The organism is Paenibacillus yanchengensis (assembly GCF_042684845.1).
In the GTDB taxonomy this organism is placed as follows: Bacteria; Bacillota; Bacilli; order Paenibacillales; family Paenibacillaceae; genus Pristimantibacillus; species Pristimantibacillus yanchengensis.
The window spans coordinates 1-25,120 of record NZ_JBHUMH010000016.1; the positions used below are offsets into that span (position 1 = coordinate 1).

The 25,120-nt window shown below is 38.5% G+C and carries 27 protein-coding genes; 20 read left to right on the plus strand and 7 right to left on the minus strand.

What is annotated here, in order from left to right; genetic code table 11:
* Window positions 1-323: 323 nt before the first annotated feature.
* Together ACFSTH_RS07125 and ACFSTH_RS07130 are read right to left on the minus strand one after the other, a co-directional pair.
* A complete protein-coding gene (locus tag ACFSTH_RS07125; protein ID WP_377772853.1) occupies window positions 324-755 on the minus strand; it encodes a cytochrome C oxidase subunit II in 432 nt (143 codons plus the stop codon).
* A gap of 231 nt (window positions 756-986) precedes the next feature.
* Window positions 987-1,349, minus strand: coding sequence for a phage holin family protein (locus ACFSTH_RS07130; protein ID WP_377772851.1), 363 nt, complete (start codon window positions 1,347-1,349; stop codon window positions 987-989).
* Window positions 1,350-1,550: 201 nt separating this feature from the next.
* Between ACFSTH_RS07130 and ACFSTH_RS07135 the strand changes: the two genes are divergently transcribed.
* The 12 genes from ACFSTH_RS07135 to ACFSTH_RS07190 all read left to right on the plus strand — a co-directional run bounded on the left by ACFSTH_RS07135 (window position 1,551) and on the right by ACFSTH_RS07190 (window position 11,851).
* Window positions 1,551-3,908 carry an endonuclease MutS2 gene (locus ACFSTH_RS07135; protein WP_377772849.1) on the plus strand — a complete coding sequence of 786 codons (2,358 nt, stop codon included), beginning with the start codon at window positions 1,551-1,553 and terminating at the stop codon, window positions 3,906-3,908.
* Window positions 3,909-3,937: 29 nt separating this feature from the next.
* Window positions 3,938-4,354: a DUF350 domain-containing protein gene (locus ACFSTH_RS07140; protein ID WP_377772905.1), complete on the plus strand. Its 417-nt coding sequence runs from the start codon at window positions 3,938-3,940 to the stop codon at window positions 4,352-4,354.
* A 128-nt stretch (window positions 4,355-4,482) separates the two neighbouring features.
* The gene (locus ACFSTH_RS07145; RefSeq protein WP_377772847.1) at window positions 4,483-5,046 is read left to right on the plus strand and encodes a hypothetical protein; all 564 of its coding nucleotides are present in this window, start codon (window positions 4,483-4,485) and stop codon (window positions 5,044-5,046) included.
* 89 nt (window positions 5,047-5,135) lie between these two features.
* Entirely contained in the window at window positions 5,136-5,357 is a 222-nt protein-coding gene (locus ACFSTH_RS07150; protein WP_377772845.1) for a hypothetical protein, read from the plus strand.
* Between the two features lie 12 nt (window positions 5,358-5,369).
* Window positions 5,370-5,747 carry a spore coat protein gene (locus ACFSTH_RS07155; protein WP_377772843.1) on the plus strand — a complete coding sequence of 126 codons (378 nt, stop codon included), beginning with the start codon at window positions 5,370-5,372 and terminating at the stop codon, window positions 5,745-5,747.
* 157 nt (window positions 5,748-5,904) lie between these two features.
* The gene (locus ACFSTH_RS07160; protein ID WP_377772841.1) at window positions 5,905-6,396 is read left to right on the plus strand and encodes an Lrp/AsnC family transcriptional regulator; all 492 of its coding nucleotides are present in this window, start codon (window positions 5,905-5,907) and stop codon (window positions 6,394-6,396) included.
* An 11-nt stretch (window positions 6,397-6,407) separates the two neighbouring features.
* Window positions 6,408-7,610, plus strand: a complete 1,203-nt coding sequence (locus ACFSTH_RS07165; RefSeq protein WP_377772903.1) for an aminotransferase class I/II-fold pyridoxal phosphate-dependent enzyme — start codon at window positions 6,408-6,410, stop codon at window positions 7,608-7,610.
* A 96-nt stretch (window positions 7,611-7,706) separates the two neighbouring features.
* Window positions 7,707-8,330 (plus strand): cob(I)yrinic acid a,c-diamide adenosyltransferase, encoded by a 624-nt coding sequence (locus tag ACFSTH_RS07170; protein WP_377772839.1) that lies wholly within the window; start codon window positions 7,707-7,709, stop codon window positions 8,328-8,330.
* Window positions 8,327-9,268, plus strand: coding sequence for an RluA family pseudouridine synthase (locus ACFSTH_RS07175; protein WP_377772837.1), 942 nt, complete (start codon window positions 8,327-8,329; stop codon window positions 9,266-9,268). Before ACFSTH_RS07170 ends, ACFSTH_RS07175 begins: the two co-directional genes overlap by 4 nt.
* Before the next feature lie 67 nt (window positions 9,269-9,335).
* A complete protein-coding gene (locus ACFSTH_RS07180) occupies window positions 9,336-9,701 on the plus strand; it encodes an arsenate reductase family protein (protein WP_377772835.1) in 366 nt (121 codons plus the stop codon).
* Window positions 9,701-10,912 (plus strand): aminotransferase class I/II-fold pyridoxal phosphate-dependent enzyme, encoded by a 1,212-nt coding sequence (locus tag ACFSTH_RS07185; RefSeq protein WP_377772833.1) that lies wholly within the window; start codon window positions 9,701-9,703, stop codon window positions 10,910-10,912. The genes ACFSTH_RS07180 and ACFSTH_RS07185 overlap by 1 nt, the downstream gene beginning before the upstream one ends.
* Window positions 10,913-10,969: 57 nt before the next feature.
* Window positions 10,970-11,851, plus strand: a complete 882-nt coding sequence (locus tag ACFSTH_RS07190) for a 5'-3' exonuclease (RefSeq protein WP_377772831.1) — start codon at window positions 10,970-10,972, stop codon at window positions 11,849-11,851.
* A gap of 76 nt (window positions 11,852-11,927) precedes the next feature.
* Here ACFSTH_RS07190 and ACFSTH_RS07195 read toward each other — a convergent pair whose 3' ends face one another.
* Genes ACFSTH_RS07195 through ACFSTH_RS07205 form a run of 3 tightly spaced genes read right to left on the minus strand, consistent with a single transcriptional unit; the run spans window position 11,928 to window position 13,627 of the window.
* Entirely contained in the window at window positions 11,928-12,728 is an 801-nt protein-coding gene (locus ACFSTH_RS07195; RefSeq protein ID WP_377772829.1) for a DUF4097 family beta strand repeat-containing protein, read from the minus strand.
* Window positions 12,721-13,281: a DUF1700 domain-containing protein gene (locus tag ACFSTH_RS07200; protein ID WP_377772827.1), complete on the minus strand. Its 561-nt coding sequence runs from the start codon at window positions 13,279-13,281 to the stop codon at window positions 12,721-12,723. Before ACFSTH_RS07200 ends, ACFSTH_RS07195 begins: the two co-directional genes overlap by 8 nt.
* A 19-nt stretch (window positions 13,282-13,300) precedes the next feature.
* A complete protein-coding gene (locus tag ACFSTH_RS07205) occupies window positions 13,301-13,627 on the minus strand; it encodes a PadR family transcriptional regulator (protein ID WP_377772825.1) in 327 nt (108 codons plus the stop codon).
* A 242-nt stretch (window positions 13,628-13,869) separates the two neighbouring features.
* Between ACFSTH_RS07205 and galU the strand changes: the two genes are divergently transcribed.
* The 8 genes from galU to ACFSTH_RS07245 all read left to right on the plus strand — a co-directional run bounded on the left by galU (window position 13,870) and on the right by ACFSTH_RS07245 (window position 22,708).
* A complete protein-coding gene (gene galU, locus ACFSTH_RS07210) occupies window positions 13,870-14,766 on the plus strand; it encodes a UTP--glucose-1-phosphate uridylyltransferase GalU (protein ID WP_377772823.1) in 897 nt (298 codons plus the stop codon).
* 305 nt (window positions 14,767-15,071) lie between these two features.
* Entirely contained in the window at window positions 15,072-16,433 is a 1,362-nt protein-coding gene (locus ACFSTH_RS07215) for a dicarboxylate/amino acid:cation symporter (protein WP_377772901.1), read from the plus strand.
* 197 nt (window positions 16,434-16,630) lie between these two features.
* Entirely contained in the window at window positions 16,631-17,623 is a 993-nt protein-coding gene (locus ACFSTH_RS07220) for an HRDC domain-containing protein (RefSeq protein ID WP_377772821.1), read from the plus strand.
* Between the two features lie 137 nt (window positions 17,624-17,760).
* Window positions 17,761-18,225: a chemotaxis protein CheX gene (locus tag ACFSTH_RS07225; protein ID WP_377772819.1), complete on the plus strand. Its 465-nt coding sequence runs from the start codon at window positions 17,761-17,763 to the stop codon at window positions 18,223-18,225.
* A gap of 122 nt (window positions 18,226-18,347) precedes the next feature.
* Window positions 18,348-19,121 carry an SDR family NAD(P)-dependent oxidoreductase gene (locus ACFSTH_RS07230; RefSeq protein ID WP_377772899.1) on the plus strand — a complete coding sequence of 258 codons (774 nt, stop codon included), beginning with the start codon at window positions 18,348-18,350 and terminating at the stop codon, window positions 19,119-19,121.
* Window positions 19,122-19,155: 34 nt separating this feature from the next.
* Window positions 19,156-20,553, plus strand: a complete 1,398-nt coding sequence (locus ACFSTH_RS07235) for a DEAD/DEAH box helicase (RefSeq protein WP_377772817.1) — start codon at window positions 19,156-19,158, stop codon at window positions 20,551-20,553.
* Window positions 20,554-20,708: 155 nt separating this feature from the next.
* Window positions 20,709-21,458, plus strand: coding sequence for an ABC transporter ATP-binding protein (locus ACFSTH_RS07240; RefSeq protein WP_377772815.1), 750 nt, complete (start codon window positions 20,709-20,711; stop codon window positions 21,456-21,458).
* Window positions 21,458-22,708, plus strand: coding sequence for an ABC transporter permease (locus tag ACFSTH_RS07245; RefSeq protein ID WP_377772813.1), 1,251 nt, complete (start codon window positions 21,458-21,460; stop codon window positions 22,706-22,708). The genes ACFSTH_RS07240 and ACFSTH_RS07245 overlap by 1 nt, the downstream gene beginning before the upstream one ends.
* 77 nt (window positions 22,709-22,785) lie before the next feature.
* On the opposite strand, the gene ACFSTH_RS07250 is transcribed toward ACFSTH_RS07245, so the two are convergent.
* On the minus strand, window positions 22,786-24,087 hold the full coding sequence (locus tag ACFSTH_RS07250; protein ID WP_377772897.1) for an aminotransferase class I/II-fold pyridoxal phosphate-dependent enzyme: 1,302 nt from the start codon (window positions 24,085-24,087) through the stop codon (window positions 22,786-22,788).
* Between the two features lie 135 nt (window positions 24,088-24,222).
* Window positions 24,223-25,029, minus strand: coding sequence for an archaetidylserine decarboxylase (asd, locus tag ACFSTH_RS07255; protein WP_377772811.1), 807 nt, complete (start codon window positions 25,027-25,029; stop codon window positions 24,223-24,225).
* Between the last annotated feature and the right edge of the window lie 91 nt (window positions 25,030-25,120).

The window sequence follows — 25,120 nt, forward strand, 5'->3', positions numbered from 1 at the left end:
AGAGGAGATACATCGATATGGACCTATATTGGACGTGGAAAAAAGAGAAGAAGAAAGCCGAACCCAAGTCATAAGTCCGGCAGATCATATCTAAAGGGAATTTACACATAAAAAAGGACTTGACCTAGAAAGCCGCTAGAACTGCCAGCTTTGTATGATTTATCGTATAATAGCAAACTTCCGTCTCGCTGCTATCCTTCGAAAAAGTATACAAAAAAAGTTGAACGGGAACATTACCTTTTCCCGCTCAACTTTTTTATTTTGGGGACTTATTGGACAGCCCCTCTTTGTTATGAAAAAATTATAACGTTAATAGTGTTACATTATTCAACGATTAGTTTTGATTTCATTTTTGCATGTCCAGGACCACAAAAGATGTTACAAATAATATCATATTCGCCTGGCTCATCAATTTTTACGGATACAGTATCTTTATCCAATAGTGTGTAGTCAGTATTCATTATTTTGATGCCGTGGTTACCTTCAGCTGAAACAAGTGTTACATCGACAGCTTCGCCAGCTTTAATGCGGTATTCTGCTTTATCAAACTCATAGTCTGTAGCTGTAATTGTAACTGCTTCTGCTGCTGCTTCTCCTTCTGTTTCAGTATTACCTGCATTACCGTTTGTGTCTGTAACTGCTGGAGGAGTTTCTGTATTTTTGTTTGCCCCACCGTCAGCGTTTTTGTCAGAACCACATGCTGCAAGCACCATTGTTAAAGATAATACTGCAACTAGACCAATCCATTTTTTCATTTTTGTTAATCCCCTTTCAATTCATATGTTCTCTCACTTCTAAGTGTATAGGATAAATATCAATATAAGCTTAAAAAATAGTGACATAGTTATGACGAAATTGTGGACAAATTATGTCGGTAGTGTAAATTTATAATGAGAGCAGCATAGAAAATGTATTATTATAGCAGATTATAAAAAGGAACTATTTCGTTTGGATGTACCAAACGAAATAGTTCCTTCTGGGTGTTTTTATTTTACATCACCTTTTTTGGCAGCATCGTAAGGTGTGCTAACCGGTATGAATAAATCGATGATCCCAATAACGAGTGCAGCTAAAAGTGCACCAAGCCATGTTACTGCAACGCCACTTACGATAAACTGGGCTAGCCATATGACGAGGGCGCTGACTAAAAAGCCGATAATTCCTCGGCCAAAAGGGGATACTTTTGTACCGAAGATACTTTCCACAATCCATCCTATTGCGGCGATTACTAATGCCATAAAAAAGGCGCTCCAGAAACCACCGATAGTAAATTGCGGTACGATAAAACCAACCAGCATTAGTACTAATGCGGCTACTACAAAACGTACAATGTGACCAAGAAAATTCATACTGCTTCCTCCTTCATATAGTGGGAATTGAAAATGAAACTAAAATTAATGATGAATGATGCTAGTGCTATTGGCTTACTCAACTGCACTGCTATTCAAGGATAGTATGTCCGAGATTAATTCAATCTATAACTTGATTACAATGATGCATCGTTGTAGGCGATCGGCTATAATAAAGAAGCAAAGGGGAGTGTTCGTGCAGTGAACGAGAAAATATTGGCAACATTAGAATATTCTAAAATTATAGATAAACTACATAATCAAGCGGCTACTTCGTTAGGGAAACAATTAGTAATGGAATTGCATCCACATACAGTATTAGAAGTAGTTAAAACATCACTACAAAAAACAGACGAAGCTACTACTGCTATCCGTTTGAAAGGTACAGCTCCGTTCGGTGGTATCGTCGATAATACATTGTCATATAAGCGAGCTCGAATTGGCGGTACGTTGCAAGCCGAGGAGCTGCTACATATTGCAGCTACTATTTATGGTACGAGGCAAGTGAAACGATTTGTTGGAGCAGTCGATCATCAAGAACCGATACCTATGCTGCATCAAGATGCATTAGAGTTAATCGAGCATAAAGAAGTGGAAGAGGCTATTTTTAACTGCATCGGTGAGCAAGCGGAGATTTTGGATACTGCTAGTAGCAAATTAGCTATTATTCGTCGTGAATTACGTAGTGGGGAAGGTCGCATTCGGGAAAAATTGGAGTCAATGATTCGTTCGTCTTCTATTCAAAAAATGTTGCAAGACAGTATTATTACACTGCGTAATAACCGTTTTGTTATTCCAGTCAAGCAAGAATATCGCTCTAATTTTGGTGGGATTATTCATGATCAATCTGGATCTGGAGCTACTTTATTCATTGAGCCTGAAGCAATTGTCAACATGAATAATCGATTGCGAGAATTAAAAGCAGATGAAGAGCGTGAAATTGAGAAAATATTGCAAATGTTAACTGCGCAAGTTGCCGAATACGAAGAAGATTTAATGATTAACCAGCATTGGCTGGCCCAATTAGATTTTGCTTTTGCCAAAGCTGGTCTAGCGCATCAAATGAAAGCAGTTCAACCGAAGATGAATGATCGAGGGTTTATTAAAATTAGACGCGGTTGTCATCCGCTTATTGATCGAGACAAAGTTGTTCCTCTTGATATAGAAATTGGCAATCAATATTCGGCAATAATTGTAACTGGACCTAATACAGGTGGTAAGACGGTTACTTTGAAGACGATTGGTTTGCTTAGTTTGATGGCAATGTCAGGTTTATTCGTACCTACAGATGAAGGTAGTCAGTTTTGTGTATTTGATGCTATTTTTGCCGATATTGGCGACGAGCAAAGTATTGAGCAAAATTTAAGTACTTTTTCGAGTCATATGACAAATATTATTAGCATTTTGGGACAATTAACAGCCAAAAGTTTAGTGCTACTCGATGAGCTTGGTGCAGGAACAGATCCTGCTGAAGGATCAGCGCTCGCTATAGCGCTCTTGGAGTATATTCATAATAAAGATTGCCGGATCGTTGCAACAACACATTATAGTGAATTAAAGGCGTTTGCCTACAATCGACGTGGAATGATCAATGCGAGTATGGAATTTGATGTGGCGACATTAAGCCCAACCTACAAATTATTAGTCGGTGTTCCAGGTCGCAGTAATGCCTTTGCTATTGCCAAACGATTAGGGTTAAGTTCAGCAATTATTGAACGTGCAGAAGGTGAAGTAAGTGAAGAGGATACGCGAGTCGAAAATATGATCGCTTCCTTAGAGGAAAATCGCTTATTGTTAGAACAAGAAAAGCAAACCGCCGAAATAGCTCGTCAGCAAATGGAAGCATTGCGAGAAAAGTATGAGCGAGAACAACGACGATTGGAAGAACAAAAGCAAAAAATATTGGATAAAGCTAATCAAGAAGCAGCTGCATTAGTTGCTAAAGCTAGTGAAGAAGCAGACCAAGTGATTCATGAACTTCGTGAATTAGCAAAGACAGAAGTAGCTTCTGTCAAAGAACATAAGTTAATTGAAGCGAAGCGTAAACTAGAAGAAGCAAAACCGAAGCAATCGAGTCCAATAAGACAAGTAACCAGTACTTCCAATCAGAAAAAGATTACTGCTGGTGATGATGTGTTGGTCATTAGTTTGAATCAAAAAGGTTCTATTGTAGAACTACAAGGAAAAGAAGCGTTAGTTCAGCTCGGTATTATGCGGATGAAAGTAGCACTTACTGATTTGGAATTATTGCAGTCAGCTCCAGCAGTTAAGCCGTTACAACAAGCTGCTAGTTTGAATCGTAGCCGTTCTGATGATGTGAAGATGGAACTGGATTTGCGCGGTGAAAACTTGGAGGATGCTATGATGGAAACAGACCGCTTTTTGGACGAAGCTTTTTTGGCTGGAATGGGTCAAGTTTATTTGATTCATGGCAAAGGTACAGGTGTGCTGCGGACAGGTTTACAACAATTTTTGCGCAATCATAGTCATGTCAAAAGCTATCGTAATGGAGAGTTTAGTGAAGGTGGCAACGGGGTTACAGTGGTAGTATTACAGTAAGCTTGTGAGGAGGAGCCTATTTGGATAAAATGAGTTTAGTGGATAAACTGTTAGAAAATGAGTATGCGTCTTCCTTATTATATATATCCGTTGCAATATTAGCGGTTATTGTATGTCTCGCTTGTTTTGAATTAGTTACGAAGTACAAATGTTGGAGTGAGATCAAGCGTGGCAATATGGCGGTAGCAATGGCTACAGGTGGAAAAATATTTGGAGTTTGTAACATTTTTCGTTTTTCCATCGAGGCGAACGATACTATTTTTAAAAGTTTGTTATGGGCTGGTTTTGGGTTTGCTATATTGTTATTTGCTTATTTTTTATTTGAATTTTTAACGCCATTTTTTAAAATCGATGCAGAAATAGCTGCGGATAATCGGGCTGTTGGCTTGATAGCGATGATTATTTCTATTTCCATTTCCTATGTTATAGGTGCAACTATTCTTTAATGATGGATGACACAGGGGGTTATTGCAATTTTTATGAAATATCTGTGGAAAATATTGGCTGTCGTTTCCGTTTTGTTTTTTGTGGCGGGCATTATTTATTTAGTTAACAATTAGAGGAGCGGATACATATGGAAGAAAATTCGAAGCAAATATGTCCTTGGTGTACATCAGAAATTATTTGGGATGAGGAACTCGGTCCAGAAAAACATTGTCCTCATTGCGATAATGAACTTGGTAATTATCGATCATTGACTTTAGATGAAGCAGTAGAAGAAGAGGAAGTAATCGAAACGGAACAACTGTTGGATGAAGAAGATGAAAATGCGTTGTGGGAAGATGATGATCAATCATTTTCTATATCCGAATCGGAATGGGGAGAAGAGCAAGAAGGATTTCGCCAATCGAATCGCAAATCATTATCGATGGATAGTACAGTACAAAAAATATTGGACGAGCAGGCAGAAATGCCAGAATGTCCATCTTGTCGCGAGTATATGTTAGAAGCAGGTCAACAACAGATTAGTAAAGAACAAAATTTTGTGCCAACGATATCTCCCGTTCTACAAAACAGTATTTTAGGGGAGTCGTTTAACATTGTCTGGTACGTATGTCCGACTTGTTTTCATACGTCTACGCAACTTGTTCTTTCCGAACGATTAGCTGTAATCCAAAAATTGGCTGTAGATCATTGATAATGGAAATCATAAAATTGGGCTAGGTCGAACATAATAACGAGGTAACAAGCAGTCTTATGCTACTTACAAATAAAGGAGGAGCTGTAATGAATGCTTTGACAGCCAAAGAAGTGGAGTATATTGTCGATTCCATGTCCAATGAAGATTTGTTGATGAAACAATGTACAGCTACAGCTATGCAAACAATGGATCCCAATCTAAAAAGTGTATGTGAGCAAATGGTGACGTCACATCAAAACCACTACAATACGTTATTGCAATGTTTGGAGCAGCATGTGTCCGTTGCGCCAATGCAAACACAACAATAAGGAGGGATTTCAATGAATAATCGTACAGTTTCATTACTTTCCGATGAAGACTTAGCTTCGACTGTTTTGTGCGATTTGAAACGAGTAGTTCGTGAATATGCAACTGCTGCTACCGAATCTACTTGCCCACAAGTAAGACAAATGTTTACAGATTTATTAAACAAAACACTTACAGCACAAGGACAAATGTTTGAAGTAATGAAAAATGCACAAATGTATGAATTGGGAACTTCAGCGCTGCAGACTGATATTAACAAACAAATTCAATGCTACACGCAAACGCAACAAGGAACGAACGAATGGTTATCAAATGTACACGGTCAAGCGGGGCAGTTTGCTCAAAGTAATACAGCAAATACAGATCAACAAATGAACAATATGATGCAATAATCATAGTAGTCAATTAAGGGTTTCTCCCATCTCACAGCAGAAGGGGGAAACCCTTGATTGTTATCCTTTGTTTTGTAGCAAATAGCTTTGCAGGAAAAGTTGTTTCATGGTAGAATAGCGAACATATACCACAGGCGAGCTGGGAGGAGAATAAGTAATGACAGAGTTACAATTGAAAGTATTGGAATTATTAAAAGAAGACGCCCGCAGGGATGCTGAGCTGATCGCCACGATGTTAGGCGAAACGGTGGAAGCCGTTAAGGAAGCGATAGCCGCCTTGGAAAATGAACACATTATTGTTAAATATCAAACAGTAGTCAATTGGAGTAAAGTTGATGATGAGAAGGTAACTGCTCTTATTGAAGTGCAAATTACACCAGAGCGGGGCAGAGGGTTCGATAGTATTGCTGAACGCATTTATTTATACCCAGAAGTTAAATCAGTTTATTTGATGTCTGGTGCCTATGATTTACTTGTAGAGATTGAAGGTAAAAGTTTGAAGGAAGTTGCTTCATTCGTTTCTAATAAATTATCACCGCTGGAAGCGGTATTATCGACAAAAACATTTTTTATTTTGAAAAAATACAAACAAGACGGTATCATTTTCGAAGAGCGCGAGGACGATAATCGATTAATGGTTTCGCCTTAATATAAAGGATGATGGAAATAATGAGTGATGTTTCACAAGGAAAGGAACGTTCGATGAGTGGCTATTTGTCTGAAACGGCTAGACAATTGAAGCCATCAGGTATACGCCGTTTTTTTGATTTGGTTAGTACGCGCAAAGATGTTATTACACTCGGTGTAGGAGAGCCTGATTTTATTACGCCGTGGCATGTGCGCGAAGCAGCTGTTTATTCCTTAGAGAAAGGAAAAACACAATATACATCGAATGCTGGTTTACTCGAATTAAGAGAAGCAATTGGCAATTATTTATATGATTCTTATCAATTAGAATATAATGCTGCGGATGAAATGATTGTAACGATTGGTGCAAGTGAAGGAATTGATCTAGCATTACGTGCTTTGATTGAACCGGGAGATGAAGTACTTATTCCGGAGCCAAGTTATATTACTTACTCTCCGATCACAACATTAAGTGGTGGAGTTGCTGTAGGAATTGAAACACTAGCTGAGCATGAATTTAAACTAAAACCAGAGCAATTAAAAGCAGCTATTACCGATCGTTCCAAAGTAATCGTTCTTAGCTATCCGAGTAATCCGACTGGGGCAATTATGACGTATGAAGAATGGTTGCCGATTGTAAAGCTGGTAGAAGAACATGATTTGATTGTTATTGCTGACGAAATTTATGCAGAACTTACATATGGGTCGAAGCATGTTAGCTTTGCATCGTTACCAGGTATGAAAGATCGGACGATATATGTGAATGGATTTTCTAAGGCGTTTGCTATGACGGGCTGGCGAATGGGCTACGTATGTGGACACCGCGATCTGATTGCTGCTATGTTGAAGATTCATCAGTATACGATAATGTGTGCTCCTATTGTTGGACAATATGCTGCACTTGAAGCGCTTCGTAATGGGATGGATGAGATGAGCCGAATGGTGGAATCATACAACCAACGTCGCCGTTTAATCGTAAGTGGTTTTCGAGAGATTGGTCTAGATTGCCATGAGCCTAAAGGTGCATTTTATGTATTTCCTTCGATTCAGTCTACTGGTCTAACTAGTGAACAATTTGCGGAGCAATTACTGGAACATGGTAATGTAGCTACCGTTCCTGGAAGTGTATTCGGACTAGGTGGAGAAGGATATATTAGATGTTCGTATGCAACATCAGTGACGCAACTGGAACAAGCGTTAGAGCGCATCGGCAAGTTTGTAAACACACTAAAGTAACATTTTATTAGGCATAGAAAAGTAACGGGACAGGTTGGGGTTCATTCCTAACCTGTTATTTATTTGTATATGTGACGATGAAGGGGAGATTTTATTGTGAAATTATATACAAAAGGCGGAGATCAAGGTCAAACTGCGATCATCGGTGGTCGGGTAAGTAAGGACGATCCGAGAGTCGAAGCATATGGTACAATGGATGAGTTGAATAGTTTTGTCGGGCTTGTAGTGGCAGAACTAGAGCAATTGCAATCGTATATCGAGCAACAAGTAGCTGAGGATTGCAATAGTGAAGAGTTGTGGCTTGATTTACACGATTCCCTTATTCAAATTTCGCACGAATTATTTGATTGTGGTAGTGATATTGCTTATGCCGATCCGCTTGATCATGATCAATTGAAAATAAAGTCAGAAGCCATTACTATATTGGAGCAATGGATAGATAGGTGGACGGAAGAAGCGCCAGCACTTACTAAATTTATATTACCTGGTGGAAGTAAGTTAGCTGCTCATTTGCATGTTTGTCGCACAATATGTAGGAGAGCGGAACGACAAGTCGTTACATTGGCACGAGAAGTGGAAGTGTCACCAGCTGTACTTATTTATTTGAATCGATTATCAGATTACTTTTTTGCAGCTGCTAGAGTTGCGAATGCACGTTTAGACGTTGCTGATATTGTATATGAACGAAGTGCGAATGTGTTTCGCTTGAAAGGAAAATGATAGTGGAACGAGAGACACAATATTATAAACCGCTTGAAGTAACAGTTACAACAGAAGATGCTGGCAAACAAGTACGTCAAATATTACACAAAAAGCTAGGCATATCTCGTAGTTTACTTACTCAAGTAAAACAAACAGCATTTGGGCTTACGGTAAACGAGCAGCGTTCTTATACTACTGCACCTGTACAAGCTGGGGATATTATTCGGCTTCGCATGGAAAAAGAAAGCTCGGAAGATATATTACCAGAGCCGATGGAGCTGGATATATTATTTGAAGATGATTACTTATTAATTATAAATAAGCCAGCAGGTATTATTGTACATCCGACCAAAGGTCGTTATACGGGAACGCTAGCCAATGGAGTTGTTGCTTATTGGCAACAAAAAGGGGAGCAATTTCGCTTTCGACCGATTCATCGATTAGATGAAGAAACGTCTGGTGTAGTCGCTATTGCCAAAACAGCCTATATTCATCAGCAGTTGTCGGAGCAATTACAAGCAGATGAAGTAGAGAAAGTGTATCGTGCTTATATATATGGTCAACCGCTAGAACATAAAGCAACGATTGATGCTCCCATTGATCGTGATCCGGATGATCCTCATACGAGAACTGTAATAGCGACTGGCTACCGAGCGGTTACTCACTATGAAGTGATACAGTCAAACAAAAGTGGGACGGCATCTATCGTGAAATTACGCTTGGAAACAGGACGAACACACCAAATTCGAGTCCATATGCGCTATATTGGCTGTCCACTTATTGGAGATAAGTTATACCGCTTATCGGATTATTATCAAGTAGGCTGGGAAGAAACGGTACAAAGACAAGCGCTTCATGCTGAAATGTTGAGTTTTATTCATCCGATGAGTAAACAGCGAATGAGCTGGTATGCACCTATACCTGTTGATCTTTTGCAATTAGAAGAGGAATGGTAAGTGGGCAGCTGCTTCCAAAAGGCAGTCGTCAATTTTAATATATTTTTTGTGAAAAGGATGAGGGAAAATGAGTAATAGACAAGTAACGATTATCGAATATCCAAAATGTAGTACATGTAGAGCGGCGATTAAATCATTGGAAGCGAAAGGAAATATCGTCTCACGTAGACATATTGTAGAAGATACACCAACGGCGGAGCAATTAAAACAGTTGATTACGCTAAGCGGTTTGGAACTGAAAAAATGGTTAAATACATCAGGACAAGTATATAGACAATTGCAGTTGAAAGATAAACTTGCTGACATGAGCGATGATGAAGTGATAGCTCTTCTTGCCAATCATGGCATGCTACTTAAACGACCGATTGTAACAGATGGTCAGTCCGTAACTGTAGGTTATAACGAAGAACAGTATGAAAAGGTGTGGAGTTAATGGCAGTAGACACGAAAAATTGGCGCTCTCAGCGGTTAGGACGATTAGGTTCTTCCATTTTTTCTGAAGTGGCTGGGTGGAAAAGAGAAGCAATAGCTGAAGGACAATCGATCATTGATTTGGGTATAGGAAGCCCCGATCAGCCACCACAAATGGCCATTAGAGAGGTGCTTAGCGAGTCAGCATTACAAGCAGATAAGTATGCTTATCCTGTAACCAAAAACGATTTGCCGTTTCGGCAAGTAGCCGCTGATTGGATGCAGCATCGATTTGCTGTTTCGCTCGATCCAGCGGATGAAATTGTTGCCTTGTCTGGCTCGCAAGATGGTTTGGCGCATTTGGCATTAGCCATTTGTGATACTGGAGATGCAGCGTTAATTCCAGACCCGGGTTACCCGATCTATGCTGCTTCTCTTGCTTTGGCGGGAGTGGAACCTATTATGATTCCTTTGACGGCGGAGCATCAATTTTTGCCTAATTTAGAGGATATTCGTGAGGAAGAATGGAATCGTGCTACGTTTATATTGCTAAATTACCCTAATAATCCACTATCTGCTGTAGCTAACATTACTTTTTTTGAACAATTAGTAGCGAAAGCAAAACAATATCAACTATTAATCGTTCATGATCTAGCATATTCTGAATTAGTATTTGACGGATATGAACCACCTAGTATACTACAAGTAGCGGGAGCAAAAGAGATAGCAGTAGAATTTCATTCCCTATCGAAAAGTTTTAATATGGCTGGGTGTCGCATCGGCTTTCTAGCTGGTAATCGAGCGGTTGTACAAGCATTGTCAGAGTTAAAAGCGAATATCGATTATGGTATTTTCGAACCAGTACAGGACGCTGCTATTGTTGCGCTCCAAAGAGCTATGCAACAGCCAAAAACAGAAACAGTAGGTAAACTATATGAACGACGTCGTGACGTGTTTCTGCAAGCTTTACTTGAGGAAGGCTGGTATATTGAGCCGCCGAAAGCGACGATGTTTATATGGGCACCACTACCTGAGGTGGACTGGATATATGAAGAACCGTACAATAGTGTAACATTTACGCAGCAGTTAATGAAGCGAGCGGGTGTAGCGGTTATACCAGGAATAGCCTTCGGAAATAGTGGCGAAGGCTATGTGCGAATCGGGCTAGTGGAAAGCGAAGAAAACTTATTGCTAGCAGCTAAGCGGATAGGTATGTTTATTCGTGGAGAATAGCAATCTATCATATTCCTTGCGAAGCGAGAAAGCTATAGAAATGGAGTTATTTTAGCAATGAATAAAAATAATAAAGTATTGTTAGTCGATGGTATGGCACTTTTGTTTCGAGCTTATTATGCGACGGCACACAGTGGTTATTTTAGAAAAACAAGCAGTGGGCTGCCTACTAATGCAGTCTATGGTTTTGTACAGTATTTTTTCAATGCTGTGACAACCTTTCAGCCGACACATGTTATTTGTTGCTGGGATATGGGTGCGAAGACGTTCCGTAATGAACAATATAGCAATTATAAGCAAAATAGACCTACAGCTCCAGAAGAACTGGTACCACAATTTGATCTAGTCAAAGAAGTAGTAGCAGCAATGGGAGTTCCGAATGTTGGACTTGTCGGGTATGAAGCGGATGATTGTATTGGTACGTTGGCTCACCAACTTCAAGCGGAAGCAGAAGTAGTTATACTAACTGGCGATCATGATATGCTGCAATTAATTAATGAGCAAATACAAGTGGCAATCATGAACAAAGGTAGAGGGAATTATACGGTATATGATTTGGCAACATTGCTGGATTTGAAACAGGTGACGCCGGATCAAGTGGTCGATTTAAAAGCATTTACAGGCGACACTGCGGACAATTATCCAGGCGTAAAAGGGATTGGCGAGAAAACAGCGTTAAAGCTGTTGTTAGAGTACGAAACAGTAGAAGGTTGTTTAGCTAATTTGGATAAATTGGCCAAAGGTGTTCGAACTAAAATTGAAGCTAATTTGGATATGTTGCATTTATCTAGAGATTTGGCTCGCATTAGGCTTGATGTTCCAATTAAGTGTGCGTTACATCATTGTATATGGGAATTGCAAGAAGATACAGCAGTTCAAACGTTTGAAAAGTTAGAATTTGGTGGACTTGTGAAATTGCTTGGTCAAAATGTAAGTTGACATATACAGTGAACGGATGCAATATTATTTTTGAAGCAGCTATATCGATGATGAAAGCAAACAGAAAGAGTTTAACTCAATCTGTTTGCTTTTTTACTTCAATTAATCCATCTTTAATAGATAAATTTATTTTGTTTTCTCCATTTCCGAACTGTGCATATGTTTTGTTTTGACCAAATAGAGAAACTATTCCATCATTATATTGCAATTGAATAGTTGTATCTTGCGGTTCTTTACTTGTTTCTATATTAATTATGCCATCATTTAATGCGATGTCTACGGGATATTGCAATTGCGATGAGATTATTTTAACTTTGCCATCCATCATCTTTGTGTTAAGTGCACCTTTAATATGCTCAAAATGTAATATGGCATCTAAAGCTTCGATAGAATACATGGCTGCTTCGGTATTTTTAAAAGTTATCAGGCCATCGTTACCTTTAATAGAAAATTGTTTTGCTACTATATTTTCTGCTAATAAGATTCCATCTTCTTTTTTGATAGTAATAGTATTGTATTGTTTGCCTGGTAAATAAATCTTGATGGAAGCTTTTTGTGGAATCCCCAAGTTAAAAAATTTATTTTGTTTGTTGTTATCTTCTATCGTAAGCGTAGCATCATTGATGGAATAGGAAAACTTTTGATTTTTTTTAATTCCTATTAATTCTAAATAAGCCGTAGGTTGAGTAGTTTGTAATAATTCTATAGAACTATTACGCGAAGTTAACTGTATGTTATCAAAATTACTATTCGTTAGCTCAATTTTTTCAACAGACAACTTTTTTTCATAGCTTTGTTTGTAAGTTGCGATACTACCGATGATACTAACTACTAACAGTAATAATGCGATAATGGTTAGTTTTTTTATACTACTCATGTTGCAGTCCTCCTCTAATAAATCGAGCATTAAACTTCAAGTACTTAGCCAGCATTTTGATAAAGAATTTTGTAGTGTAATACATACCGATTAACAGAAAGAAACCAATACTACAAAGTCCAAGTGAAGCAAATAAGTCGAAAAGTAGAAACGTATTTGGATAAATAATAATATTGATGATAAATAGTATTGGGGCTGCTAAAAAACTGATTCCGGCACTCCAACCTGCAAAAACGATGCCAATCAAAGCTACAAATGGTGCGAGCACTACTATAACATTGAAAAAACTTAAGCCAATAACAGCCCAGACTGCACGTAAAATGTTGGTTAAGGAAGCTGTTGTTGATGCATTATCTATATGATAGGTAGCTAGAAGTTCTTTGCCAATTTGCTTCGGAGTTCCTAGTGCATAAATAATGTCCTGTTCTGTTTTTCCTTCACTCATCCCAACAGCAAAGTACTCGATATAATCATGTATAATTTCGTCTCGTTCACTTTTAGATAATGATTTGAGCTGTTTCGCTAGCTGTTCCAAAAAAATCTGTTTATTCATAACATTTTCCCCTTCTATTTTACTCAATTTCGTTCATCCCCTCTTGGATTAAAGCATTGACACCAGTGGTGAACTGTTGCCATTCTATTAATTGCTCATGCAGATACTCTCTTCCCGCTTCAGTTAAACGATAATATTTTCGTGGCGGACCTTCCGTTGATTCTTTTAGGTAAGAGGTAAAGTATCCGTCTTTCAATAATCGACGCAGTAAGGGATAAACAGCACCTTCGGAGATTGCTATTTGATCGGATATTTTTTCTACTAATTCATATCCATAGCGATCTTTCTGTTCTAACAAGACGAGAACACAGAGATTTAACACTCCTTTTTTAAATTGAACATTCAATGTAATAAAGCACCTCCTAGTACTATTCATTGAACAATACTAATCAAAGACGAATAGTGTTTTATGAATTATAGCATTCACTACTGTATATAGCAAGGTACTGAATAAACTAATTTATTCTAATGAACTTACATGGCGTGTAGAAGAGGATTTACGCAGAAAAAAGTGAAACAGATATAACCGCATACGCTCCTGCATATACATGATATTGCGGCTTGAAAAAAGGGAGCGTGACAAAAAAGATGAAAGTTAGGAAAGCGATTATTCCGGCAGCAGGGCTCGGTACTCGGTTTTTGCCGGCTACAAAAGCAATGCCGAAGGAAATGCTGCCGATTGTTGATAAGCCGACAATACAATACATCGTAGAAGAAGCAATAGAATCTGGCATTGAACAAATTATAATTGTAACTGGCAAAGGAAAAAGGGCAATCGAAGATCATTTTGACAATTACATGGAATTAGAAAGTAAGTTAGAACAAGCAAACAAACTTGAATTATTACAGGAGGTCCGAAAATCTTCCGAAATGGTAGACATTCACTACATCCGGCAAAAAGAACCCCGTGGTTTAGGTCATGCTATTTGGTGTGCCCGTAAATTCATAGGGAATGAGCCATTTGCAGTATTGCTCGGAGATGACATTATTCAAGCAGAAACGCCTTGTTTAAAACAAATGATAGAACAGTTCAACAGGTGGCATGCTTCCATTATTGGTGTACAAAAAGTGGAATCGGATGAAGTGTCAAGGTATGGTATTATCGATGGAACGTTATTAGAAAATAATGTCCATCTCGTCCATGATTTGATAGAAAAACCGAATATCAATGTGGCACCGTCACAAATTGCAATTATGGGTCGTTATATACTAACTCCGCAGATTTTTTCTATACTAGCAGAACAAGCACCCGGCTCTGGCGGTGAAATTCAACTAACAGATGCAATTGCTACTTTGAACGAAACGGAAGCGGTATATGCCTATGAATTTTTCGGGAAGCGCTATGATGTTGGAGAGAAACTTGGATTTATTCAGACGACGATCGATTTTGCTTTGCAGCGAAGTGATTTACGACAATCTTTACTAAAATATATGCGACAAGTAGTCGAAAACGAAGCTTCGCATTTAACGGGTAAACCGTTGTGAAATAGTAACTATTATTCGATTAGAAAGTTCAACGATGTGATGGAAAAAGCAAGTTTGTCTAGGGTTAGACGAACTTGCTTTTTTATATTGCAGTACTATTTCTATATTTATTGTTACTCAGCATATTTTTATATTTTTTGGCATATACCGATAGTGAATTAGTAAATGTTACTTTCTTTCGCCTTAGTACATCAATTACTAAGAAAAGAATTTAAAAAATTGATTGACAGTTAGTAGTAAACTAGTTATTATCGATATATCCAAGTAAAGTAATGCGAATAATATGAAAAGTGAGGTGGTTGATGATGGAAAATAATTTGCTAGCTGCACTAGAAGCGAACTGGCTTTCTCTTTTGATTACAGCAGTCATTTTTTTCTTATTAATTCAATTAGCAAAGAAACGAGTAGGGTTCGGGGCAAGAGTGTTGTTAGGTTTGGGTCTGGGCTTAGTGGCAGGGATATTGTTTAACATATTCAAGCTAGATACAGAAGGCGTAAATACGATTGGTTCCATGTACATTAATTTAATTCGTATGGTCGTTATTCCACTTGTCTTTGTACTTGTCATCAATAGTGTCATTTCCATTACTAACATTTCTTATTTACGGAAGTTAAGTGTGAAAACGATAGGTTGGTTTTTGGGAACGACTGCTGTTGCAGCTATTATTGGTTTAATTGTCGCTTTAATTATTAGCCCGTCGGCTGGATTTACAGTGACAGAAACAGCAGAATTTACTGCGAGGGAAATTCCTAGCTTTTTCAAAGTAATATTAGATCAAATGCCTTCCAATCCAGTGAACGATGCAGCACAAGGTAAAGTTGTACCAATTTTAATTTTTGCCATATTTATTGCAGTAGCTACTGTAAAAGTAGGGATTAAAAAGCCGGAATCTGTGCAACCTTTTAAAACATTTATTGGTTCTTTAACGGAAATTATGCATCAAGTCGTGAAGTTTGTTCTACGATTTACACCATATGGTGTATACTCTTTAATTGCTGTAATGGCTGCAAAATATGGATTGGAAACGATGCGTCCACTTGCTATGCTCATTGTCGTAACGTACATAGCTCTAATCATCCATTTTGTATTTGTATTCGGTGGACTTGTATCATTTGTTGCTAAAGTTAATCCGCTCAAATTTTTCCGTAAAGCATATCCAACGATAGCGGTTGCCTTTACAACACGAAGCAGCTTTGCAACGTTGCCGATTAATTTGGAAGTAATCACGAAACGAATACGAGTTTCACCAAAAATCGCCAGTTTTGTGGCTCCGTTAGGAGCAACGATGAATTTTAATGGATGTGGTGGAATATGGCCAGCCATTGTTGCAGTATTCGTCGCGCAAGTGTTTGGTGTTCCGCTCAGCATTACAGATTATATGATTATCGTACTTGTCAGTATGATTTCTTCTATTGGGGTAGCTGGGGTGCCAGGACCAGCATCGATATCTACGACAGTAGTATTGACTGCAGTTGGGTTGCCGCTAGAAGGGTTAGCATTCGTCGTTGCAGTTGAGGCTTTGATTGATATGGGTCGTACAGCAGTTAATGCTACAGGAACAACTGTAACTGCGTTATTAGTAGCCAATTCCGAAGGCGAATTTGATCGCGAAGCGTTCAATAATGATAAGGAAGATGACTTAGAATTATCGTCATCATTAACGTAATAAAAATGCTTGTCACTGGAAAGAAGACTGTGCTATGATGAAGATAGAAAATTAAAATGTTCGTGAATGAGGAAGCACCTCGACTGTATAATACGGTTGGGGTGTTTTCTTTGTTGTTCCCGTTTCCGTATTTCTAACAGTTGGTATGAACATTGTAGTTCTAATAATTACTATGAAATGTGAAGGGAGCAATAATAATGCGAATTGTGTTTATGAATACGTTCGAGCGTAGTGAAGAAGAAAGTATAGTGATTAGTGCACAACTGACAATTGGGGAGCAGGAAGGTACGTGGCATATATGGTGGACAGATACGATTAATACAGTGGAGCAACCTGAAGTATGGTACGAAGGACTATCATGGGAGAAATTATTAGTAGCATTTCGGGCAGGGCTTGCAGACAAAGTAGAAAGTGGGTATATACCACTAATTGGTGATGTACTGGAGTCAACAAAAGTTCCGAGTGCGACAACATTATTGCAATATTACGCAGAAGTTCATAGTAATGATCAATTGTTCGAGCAATTACGCCGTTGGCGTTTGCAGCGAGCGCAATCGGATAACCGATCTGTATATTTTATTGCTAATAATCGACTGTTACGCTTAATCAGTTGTTTTATCCCGCATAATGAACAAGAGCTACTAGAATTACCTGGCTGGGGAGACAGCAAACAAGCGGCGTACAGTAGTGATGTATTAGCCATCACTCGCACTTACGAACGCAATCATCCATTTCCATTAGATTGGGTAACGGAGCAAATTAATCGCTACGAATTGGAACATTGGTTATTGAAGCAGAAAGAGTTGAAGTATCGTTCAACAGCAGATCGCCATCGTGAAAAACAGCAATTGTTACAGTTAGTAGCTGATGGAAGCACAGTGGAACAAATAGCACAGCGATTAACACTTTCCCGTCGAGAGATAGTAGCTAAATTAGAGCAATTGGAGCGCGAAGGATATAATGTGGAACCTGCGATTCAATTGGAATTAGCAGAAATTTCTCCGGAAGAACAACAAGCTATTTGGAATGCTATAGTGCAAGTAGGGGATCAATATTTAAAACCAGTGTTTCAGCATACGTATGGTGATCCGGCACAATTAGAAAAAAAGTTTGTTGATCAAAAATATGAAATTATTCGTTTTATGCGTTTACGTTATCGTCGTGACGAGCAGGTAAAGAAAATTAGTTAGGTGATTATGACTAGATAAAAAATACACTTTTTTTGTTAAACTCCACCATTGTAATATGTACATCCTACTTCCGATCTAGTATAATAGTAGCAATAGTTTTAGGGCGAATTTTGTTGACAAGGGGCGAAAACCAATTTATGAAAGCAGAATATATTAACCCGTTTCTTGAAGCTGCGACAGGTGTTATTGAGCAGGTAATACAAGTTAGACCATCGACTGGACAGCTTGCAATCCAAGAGATGGTTTTTGCCAAAAATTATACTTGGATATTGATAGGGTTGAATGGTCAATTACAAGGTGAGATCGTTTTCGGATTAAGTGATCATGTTGCTATGCATCTAGTTTCTGCTATGATGGGAGGTTATGTTATCCACGAAGTAGATGAGATGGCACGGAGTGCAATATCGGAGCTTGGGAATATGATTAGTGGTAATGCAAGTACATTATTTTACAATGTTGGTATTCATGTTGATATCACGCCGCCTATAGTAGTAGAAGAAGTAAGTTGGATAGCACAATATGCTTCTAAGCGAGCTTTGACCATTCCATTAATGATGGAAGGGATTGGCGATCTTGACTTGCAAGTTATTATAGCTTCATAGGAATAGAAGTAGTAGCGGGGATTGCTAATATTCACATAAGCAATGTCTCGCTTTTTTTATTGTTATAAGTAAAGATGTTCAAATTGGTTGCAAATCAAGTATACTATATTTTAGGTGATGTTATGTTACGAGATAAAGTGGTGTTTATTACAGGTGCATCCAGTGGCCTTGGAGCCGTCATCGCAACAGAAGTAGCAAAGCGTGGAGCGATAGTTATATTAACTGGACGCAATCAACAACGACTTAATGCGATTACACAATCGATTGTGGGAGAATGTGCTGCATTTCTATTGGATGTGACAGATCATAATCAGGTGGAACAGGTCGTTACAGCGGTTATATTAAAGTACGGAAAAATTGACATACTAGTAAATAATGCTGGTTATGGACAGTTTGTTACGATGGAGAACATGCCGTTAACGGATTTTTCAGCTATGATGGATACTAATTATATGGGAGTGGTACGCTGTACGAAAGCAGTACTACCTTATATGTTACAGCAAAAGCAAGGGCAAATTATTAATATTGCCTCGATGGCTGGTAAGATAGGAACAGCAAAATCTACCGCTTACAGTGCAACCAAACATGCAGTACTCGGATTTACTAATTCGTTACGTGCAGAACTTCGTCATACAGGCATTACGATAACAGCTGTTAATCCGGGACCAATCTCTACTGATTTTTTTGTACAAGCTGATCCAGATGGCAGTTATGTGAAGAATGTGAAGTGGTTTATGATGACACCTGAGAAAGTAGCTCGCAAAGTCGTTACTGCGATGCTTTATCGGCGAACAGAAATCGATATGCCGTTATTAGCTATGATCGGTATAAAACTATATATGCTGATGCCGAGATGGGCAGATCGTTTATTAGGAAGTATGATGAACAAAAAATAGCTAGCAGATGGAACAAATAAGTGAGGTAAATATAATGACAACAGAAACAACATGGGCAAGTTTAGGACTTACAAAACAATGGTTTGAAAAATTACAACAGCATGATATTGTACAACCAACTGCAATTCAAGAGCAAGCAATACCAGCAATATTGGCAGGAAAAGATATTATTGCTCGTTCCCAGACAGGAACAGGAAAGACGTTTGCTTTTTTATTGCCTGTATTACAACTAATCGATAAGAACAATAGTAATATTCAAGCGGTTATACTTGCACCAACTCAAGAATTAGCAATGCAATTAGTACGAGTTGCTGAACTATACACGGAAGATAGTGGCATTAGAACGCAGCAATTGATTGGTGGTGCTGCATTGCAAAGACAGGTGGACAAACTAAAGTTGAAACCACAGCTAGTCATCGGAACACCTGGTCGAGTGGCGGAGTTATTAAAAATACGCAAGCTTAAACTCACTACCGTACGTACAGTAGTAGTCGATGAAGCGGATCAAATGTTTAATCTTGGTTCAACGAAAGATTTAGAAGCTGTATTGTTCGCTATTGGTCGTGAAAAACAAAAAATGTTTTTTTCTGCAACTTATCCAATCGAAATGACGGTACTACAACAACGTTGGATGAAGGAACCAACTATTCTTCATATTGAACCGGAACAACGGGTAGTGAAGTCGATTAGTAACTATTACATGGTATGCGAACGACGGGATAAGTTAAGTGTGGCAAGGCGAGTAATTCGAATGCTAGAACCTAAGAAAGCACTACTATTTTTAAATGAGACAGATCAAATTGCTAACTGGGAAACGAAGCTGCGATATGAAGGTTTTAAGATAGAAGCGATTTATGGCGACGCGAATAAAATGCAACGTGCCGAAACAATGGCTAAATTCCGTGAAGGAACATGTCAATTGCTGCTTGCTACAGATTTGGCTGCAAGAGGTCTTGATATTGCTGATTTACCGCTAATATTACAGCTTGATCCAGCCATAGATGCCGACCATTACGTTCACCGAGCTGGGAGAACAGGTCGTATGGGAAGAGAAGGTACGGTTATTACACTGGTCACTCCGCAAGAACTATTTATTATGAAAAAATTTAGCAAACAATTAAATATCGACATACAAGAATATGTGATGTTCAAAGGCAATTTGATGAGTCCAGAAAAGCGAGATGAACTTGCTAGCATACCAGTAACTTTTAGAAAGCCACGAGCATCAACGGCTAAACCTACGCAACAGTCTAGAACGTCAGCCGTTTCGGCACCGAAGAAACAAGTAAATAAAAATGCGCAAGAAGCACCAGCAAAGCAACAAGCCAATAAGAAGACACAAGAAGCACCGCGCAGTAACAAAAGAGTAAAGCCGGAAAAAGATAAAGATAAAGGCGCTCCAAAGTGGCTGAAGCAAAAACGTAAATCCTAACATGAAAGAGATGTTTTACAGATCTACTGACCGTAGTAGAGTAAATTTGAATATCGTAACAATTATTGATACAATCAAACTACAGGGAAACCTTTACAAATACTGGTTTCCTTTTGTTTTTGTAGAATGAAAGTTTTATATAAGGGTGATGATAGATGCAAATGATGTTAGAAGTAAAACAATTGACTGGTGGTTATAACCCCCGTAGACCGGTATTGCATGAAGTTGATTTTCATGTGAAGCCTGGTGAAATGGTAGGATTGATTGGTCTTAATGGAGCGGGAAAGAGTACAACAATTAAACATATTTTGGGTTTGATGGAACCGCAACAAGGAAATATTAAGATCGCAGATGTTATGTTAAAAGAAAATAGTGAAAAGTATCGAAGTGCTTTTGCTTACGTACCGGAGACACCAATTTTGTTCGATGAGTTAACAGTGGAAGAGCATCTAAGGCTAACAGGAATGGCCTATGGCGTAGAAGACAAACGTTATGAGCAGTCGATTGTTCAGTTATTAGAGCAATTTCAAATGACGAATAAACGTCAATCATTTGCGTCTCATTTATCTAAAGGGATGAAGCAGAAGGTAATGATTATGAATGCGTTACTGGCATCGCCGGAACTATTTATTATTGATGAACCTTTTTTGGGGCTTGATCCGATAGGTATTCGTTCGTTGTTAGAGCAATTAGTGCAATTGAAAAATGATGGTGCTGCAATACTGATGAGTTCTCATATATTATCAACGGTAGAAACGTATTGTGATCGTCTAATTATTTTACATCAAGGGAAAGTGGTAGCCCAAGGAACGATGGAGATGATTCGCCATAAGGCGGGAGCGCCATTTGCTACTGCTAATTTGGAAGAATTGTTTTATCACTTCACCAAGGAAGGAGCAAACTAGTGTCTGCTAATCATAAAGAACTGGAGCGGCTTTGGGTCAGCAGAGCAAACTCGTTTGCCAAAGAAGCAGCTCCATACTTTCGTATTATGAGCCGGAGTGGTTTGTTGACCTTGTTTGCACTCGTGTTCATACTAGGCTCTATTCAGTATGTTTCCTTTTTGCAGACGATGCCGGAAACTTTTCCGATTGGGTACATTGGTGCAGTGCTTTTAACTTTTGTCCTTTGTTATAGTCCGCTGAGAACGTGGCTGCAAGAGCCGGATACTGTATTTGTGATGGTATTGGAGCATCAGATGGGGCAATATATGAAGCGTTCGATTCGTCGTACAGTTATTCAGTCGGCTATTTTGTTGGCTGTTGTATTATTATTATATTTGCCGCTGTACAATAAAGGAATTGCTCCTAACTCGATGTTCATTATTATTTTAATTAGTGCTTTGTTAAAAGGAGCTAACGGTTGGTTGGCATGGCAAGAGCGGAGAATGATTGAAGACAGAGCAAGTCAAACTCTCCGATTAGTTCGTATTGCCGCTACTGCACTAGCGATTGCTGCTTGGTTACATGTTGTGTGGTGGCAAGCTGCGCTATTTACATTGTTATTGGCAGTACTTATCGTCGTTGTTTATCGCTTGCCACAAAAATTCAACTTTCCTTGGCAGACTTTAATCGCAGAAGAAGCTAGAACTAGTAAACGATTTTACTTATTGTTTGGTATGTTTACTGACATTCCTGCTTTAATGTCCAAACCACATCGTCGTCCTTATTTGAGCTGGATCATTCGTAACATAGCGTATAGTTCAAATCGTACATACGTATTTTTATATACAGCTACTTTATTAAGGCTGGAGTTAATAGGAATTGTATTACGTTTGTTGTTATTAGCTTCCTTTGTGACATATTGGGCAGCTTCTGTTGCATCGATGGAAGGTTGGCTAGCTTTTATTATTTATGCAGTAAGCATTCTATTAATAGGGCTACAACTAGGTGGATTAGGGCAAGCGCACAGAGATACGGTGTGGAAACACGTTTATCCTTTATCTGAACAAGATCGCATCAAACAATTTATTATAGTAGATAAAATAACATTGTTAACGGCTGGAATAATACTACTAATCGTATTAGCGATTCCATTACTGATCAATGGCTATTTTATTCCGGTTATTGCTGCAATAGCATTTTTACTATTATATTTGTTTAACTGGCGACCAAAACGAATGGCTAAAAAAATGACGGTATTGTTGGAAGATTAAATTGGAAATATTAAGTAAAAGGAGTATCAACCGAGGTTATTCGGAATGATACTCCTTTTATTTTGAAGATGTGATTATTATGTTAAGTTAGCTAATTTTTTGGCAGCTTCATAAATATAGTCGAATAGTTGTTCTAAATCATCTTCTTCGATACAAGAAAAAGCAACACGTAAATCTGTTTCCCCAAGAGCAATCGTTCCTACACCATATTCATCTAATAATGTAGTTCGTACAGCCTCAGCAGAAATATTATCGAATTTTAAACACATAAAATAGCCAGAGTTAAAAGGATAATATTGAAGTACATTGCCATAACGTCCGCTATCTAAAAGATATTTTACTTTATTCGCACGACGTTGCAATATAGCAGCTTTTTGTTGTTTTTGTTGTTCATAATCAGCCGATTGTAGTGCGCGCAGAATAAACGTTTGGGATGGATGGGGACCGCTGGAAATGGTTGCTCGAATAATACCCATCGTTTTTTGTTCCAATGCAGATAGCATCGCTGTGGATGGAGAAGCGTAAGTAATAAAACCGACACGTAATCCCCACACAAATTCTTCTTTGGTCGCTCCATCTACTTTAATAGCAAGTATTCGTGGATGGATGTCTGAAAGTGTACTAAATAACGATTCTGCAATCGAATCTTCATAGAATAAGCCAAAGTAGGCATCATCTGTAACCGCAACAATATTGATACCAGCGTCAGCAGCATCTTTTAACACTTGCACAATTTGTTTGGCTTCCTCTGCACGTGGAGTGTATCCCGTTGGGTTGTTAGGGAAATTAAGCAAAACAATTGCTTTTCCTTTATGCTGTTGAGCAAAAATGGCTTGACGCAGTCCATCACTATTAAATGAATTCTGTTCATTGTAAAGTGGATACTCGACCATTTGTGCTAAACGGCGCACACCAAATGTAAGTTCGTAGTTTTCCCAGTTTTTGTTAGGTAATATAACGGCATCGCCTTCATCTGCGAATAAATCTGCTACAATACTTAATCCGTGCGTTAAAGCATTCGTTACGATTGGATTACCGATAGATTTATTAACAAGCGATGGATTGTTGCGCAGCAACTTTTCTTTCCATGCTGTACGTAGTTCAGGTTTACCAGCTGGTGGTGCATATTCATATATATCTTTTGGGTCATAGTCGGATAATGTATCCTGAATAACGTCCAAATACATCGGCTGTTTATTTTCCGTTGCGATACCAATTGTAGCGTTGAAGTTAGTTGCTTTTTGTTTGGCTTCAGCCGATTGGCTCAAAATTCCCTCCTTCGGAAAGTAAATAGCTTTGCCTAGTGAGGAGAGCATTGCGGCTACATGTTCGTTTTCGGCAAGTATCGTTTCATTTAACTGTTTTGCCAGAGTATTCATCGTCATCATTCCATCCTTCCAAACTTCAGTGAAAGTAATAATCAACTGTCTTAACTATTTCATACTATTAAGCGTACCAATTATATCACTTTTGCTCAAGGCTAACTATATTTTTTTGCATGCATGCGCTATATTTTATTGCATTTTAGATGAAAGCATCGATGTCATTTGACCAAGTGCAGTTCCCATCTTCACTCGACTGCCAAGCGACAGGTTTGCAGCTACTTCAAATTCATTTTCTTGCATTAATAACACGACAGTAGAACCAAATTCAAAGTAAGCCAGTTCATCGCCTTTGGTTACTTGTTCAGCTAGTGGTAAAACATATTGGATACTACTTACATTTAGTGCGCCAACTTTGACAACTGCTATTTCGCCATGCGTATAGTCAATATAGGTAACTAAACGCTCATTGCGACTTAATACTTTTTTCATTTTGGTTAATCCGAATTCGTTCACGGGATATACTCTGCCAGGAAGATGCTCTCGCTCTGTAACTTTTCCGCTAACTGGAACGTGAATACGATGGTAATCAGTTGGGCTCAAATATAATACAAAATAATAACCATTGCGATAACGTTCTGCTTGTTTTTTATTTTGTAATAGTTCATCAATTCGGTAATCTTGCCCTTTTACTTGAAGCATCGTCAAATCATCAATAGGTCCCATTCCTGTAATAACAGCATCTACAGGACTGATGCAACTACTTGGTGTGTCGTTAATCGGTCTTATCCCTGTTTTTAAGCGGCGGCTAAAAAATTGATTTAAACTTTTATATTGTTGGATAGGTAATTCTGCTTCTTCTATATTAATATGATACAATTTAGCAAAGCGGCGAATAAATAACCGGCTAACGGATGATTTTGCCAAAGCTCCTGTTGTTTTCGAAACTGTTTTACGAGAACTAAGCTCGATAAAGGATCGGAATAGGAAGTTGGACATAATGGTGGAGTCACTACCTTTCGTCTACGCTCTTATTAAGTTATACTGGGAATATTTTGACATAGCCTCTTTCAATAAGCAATAGCAATTA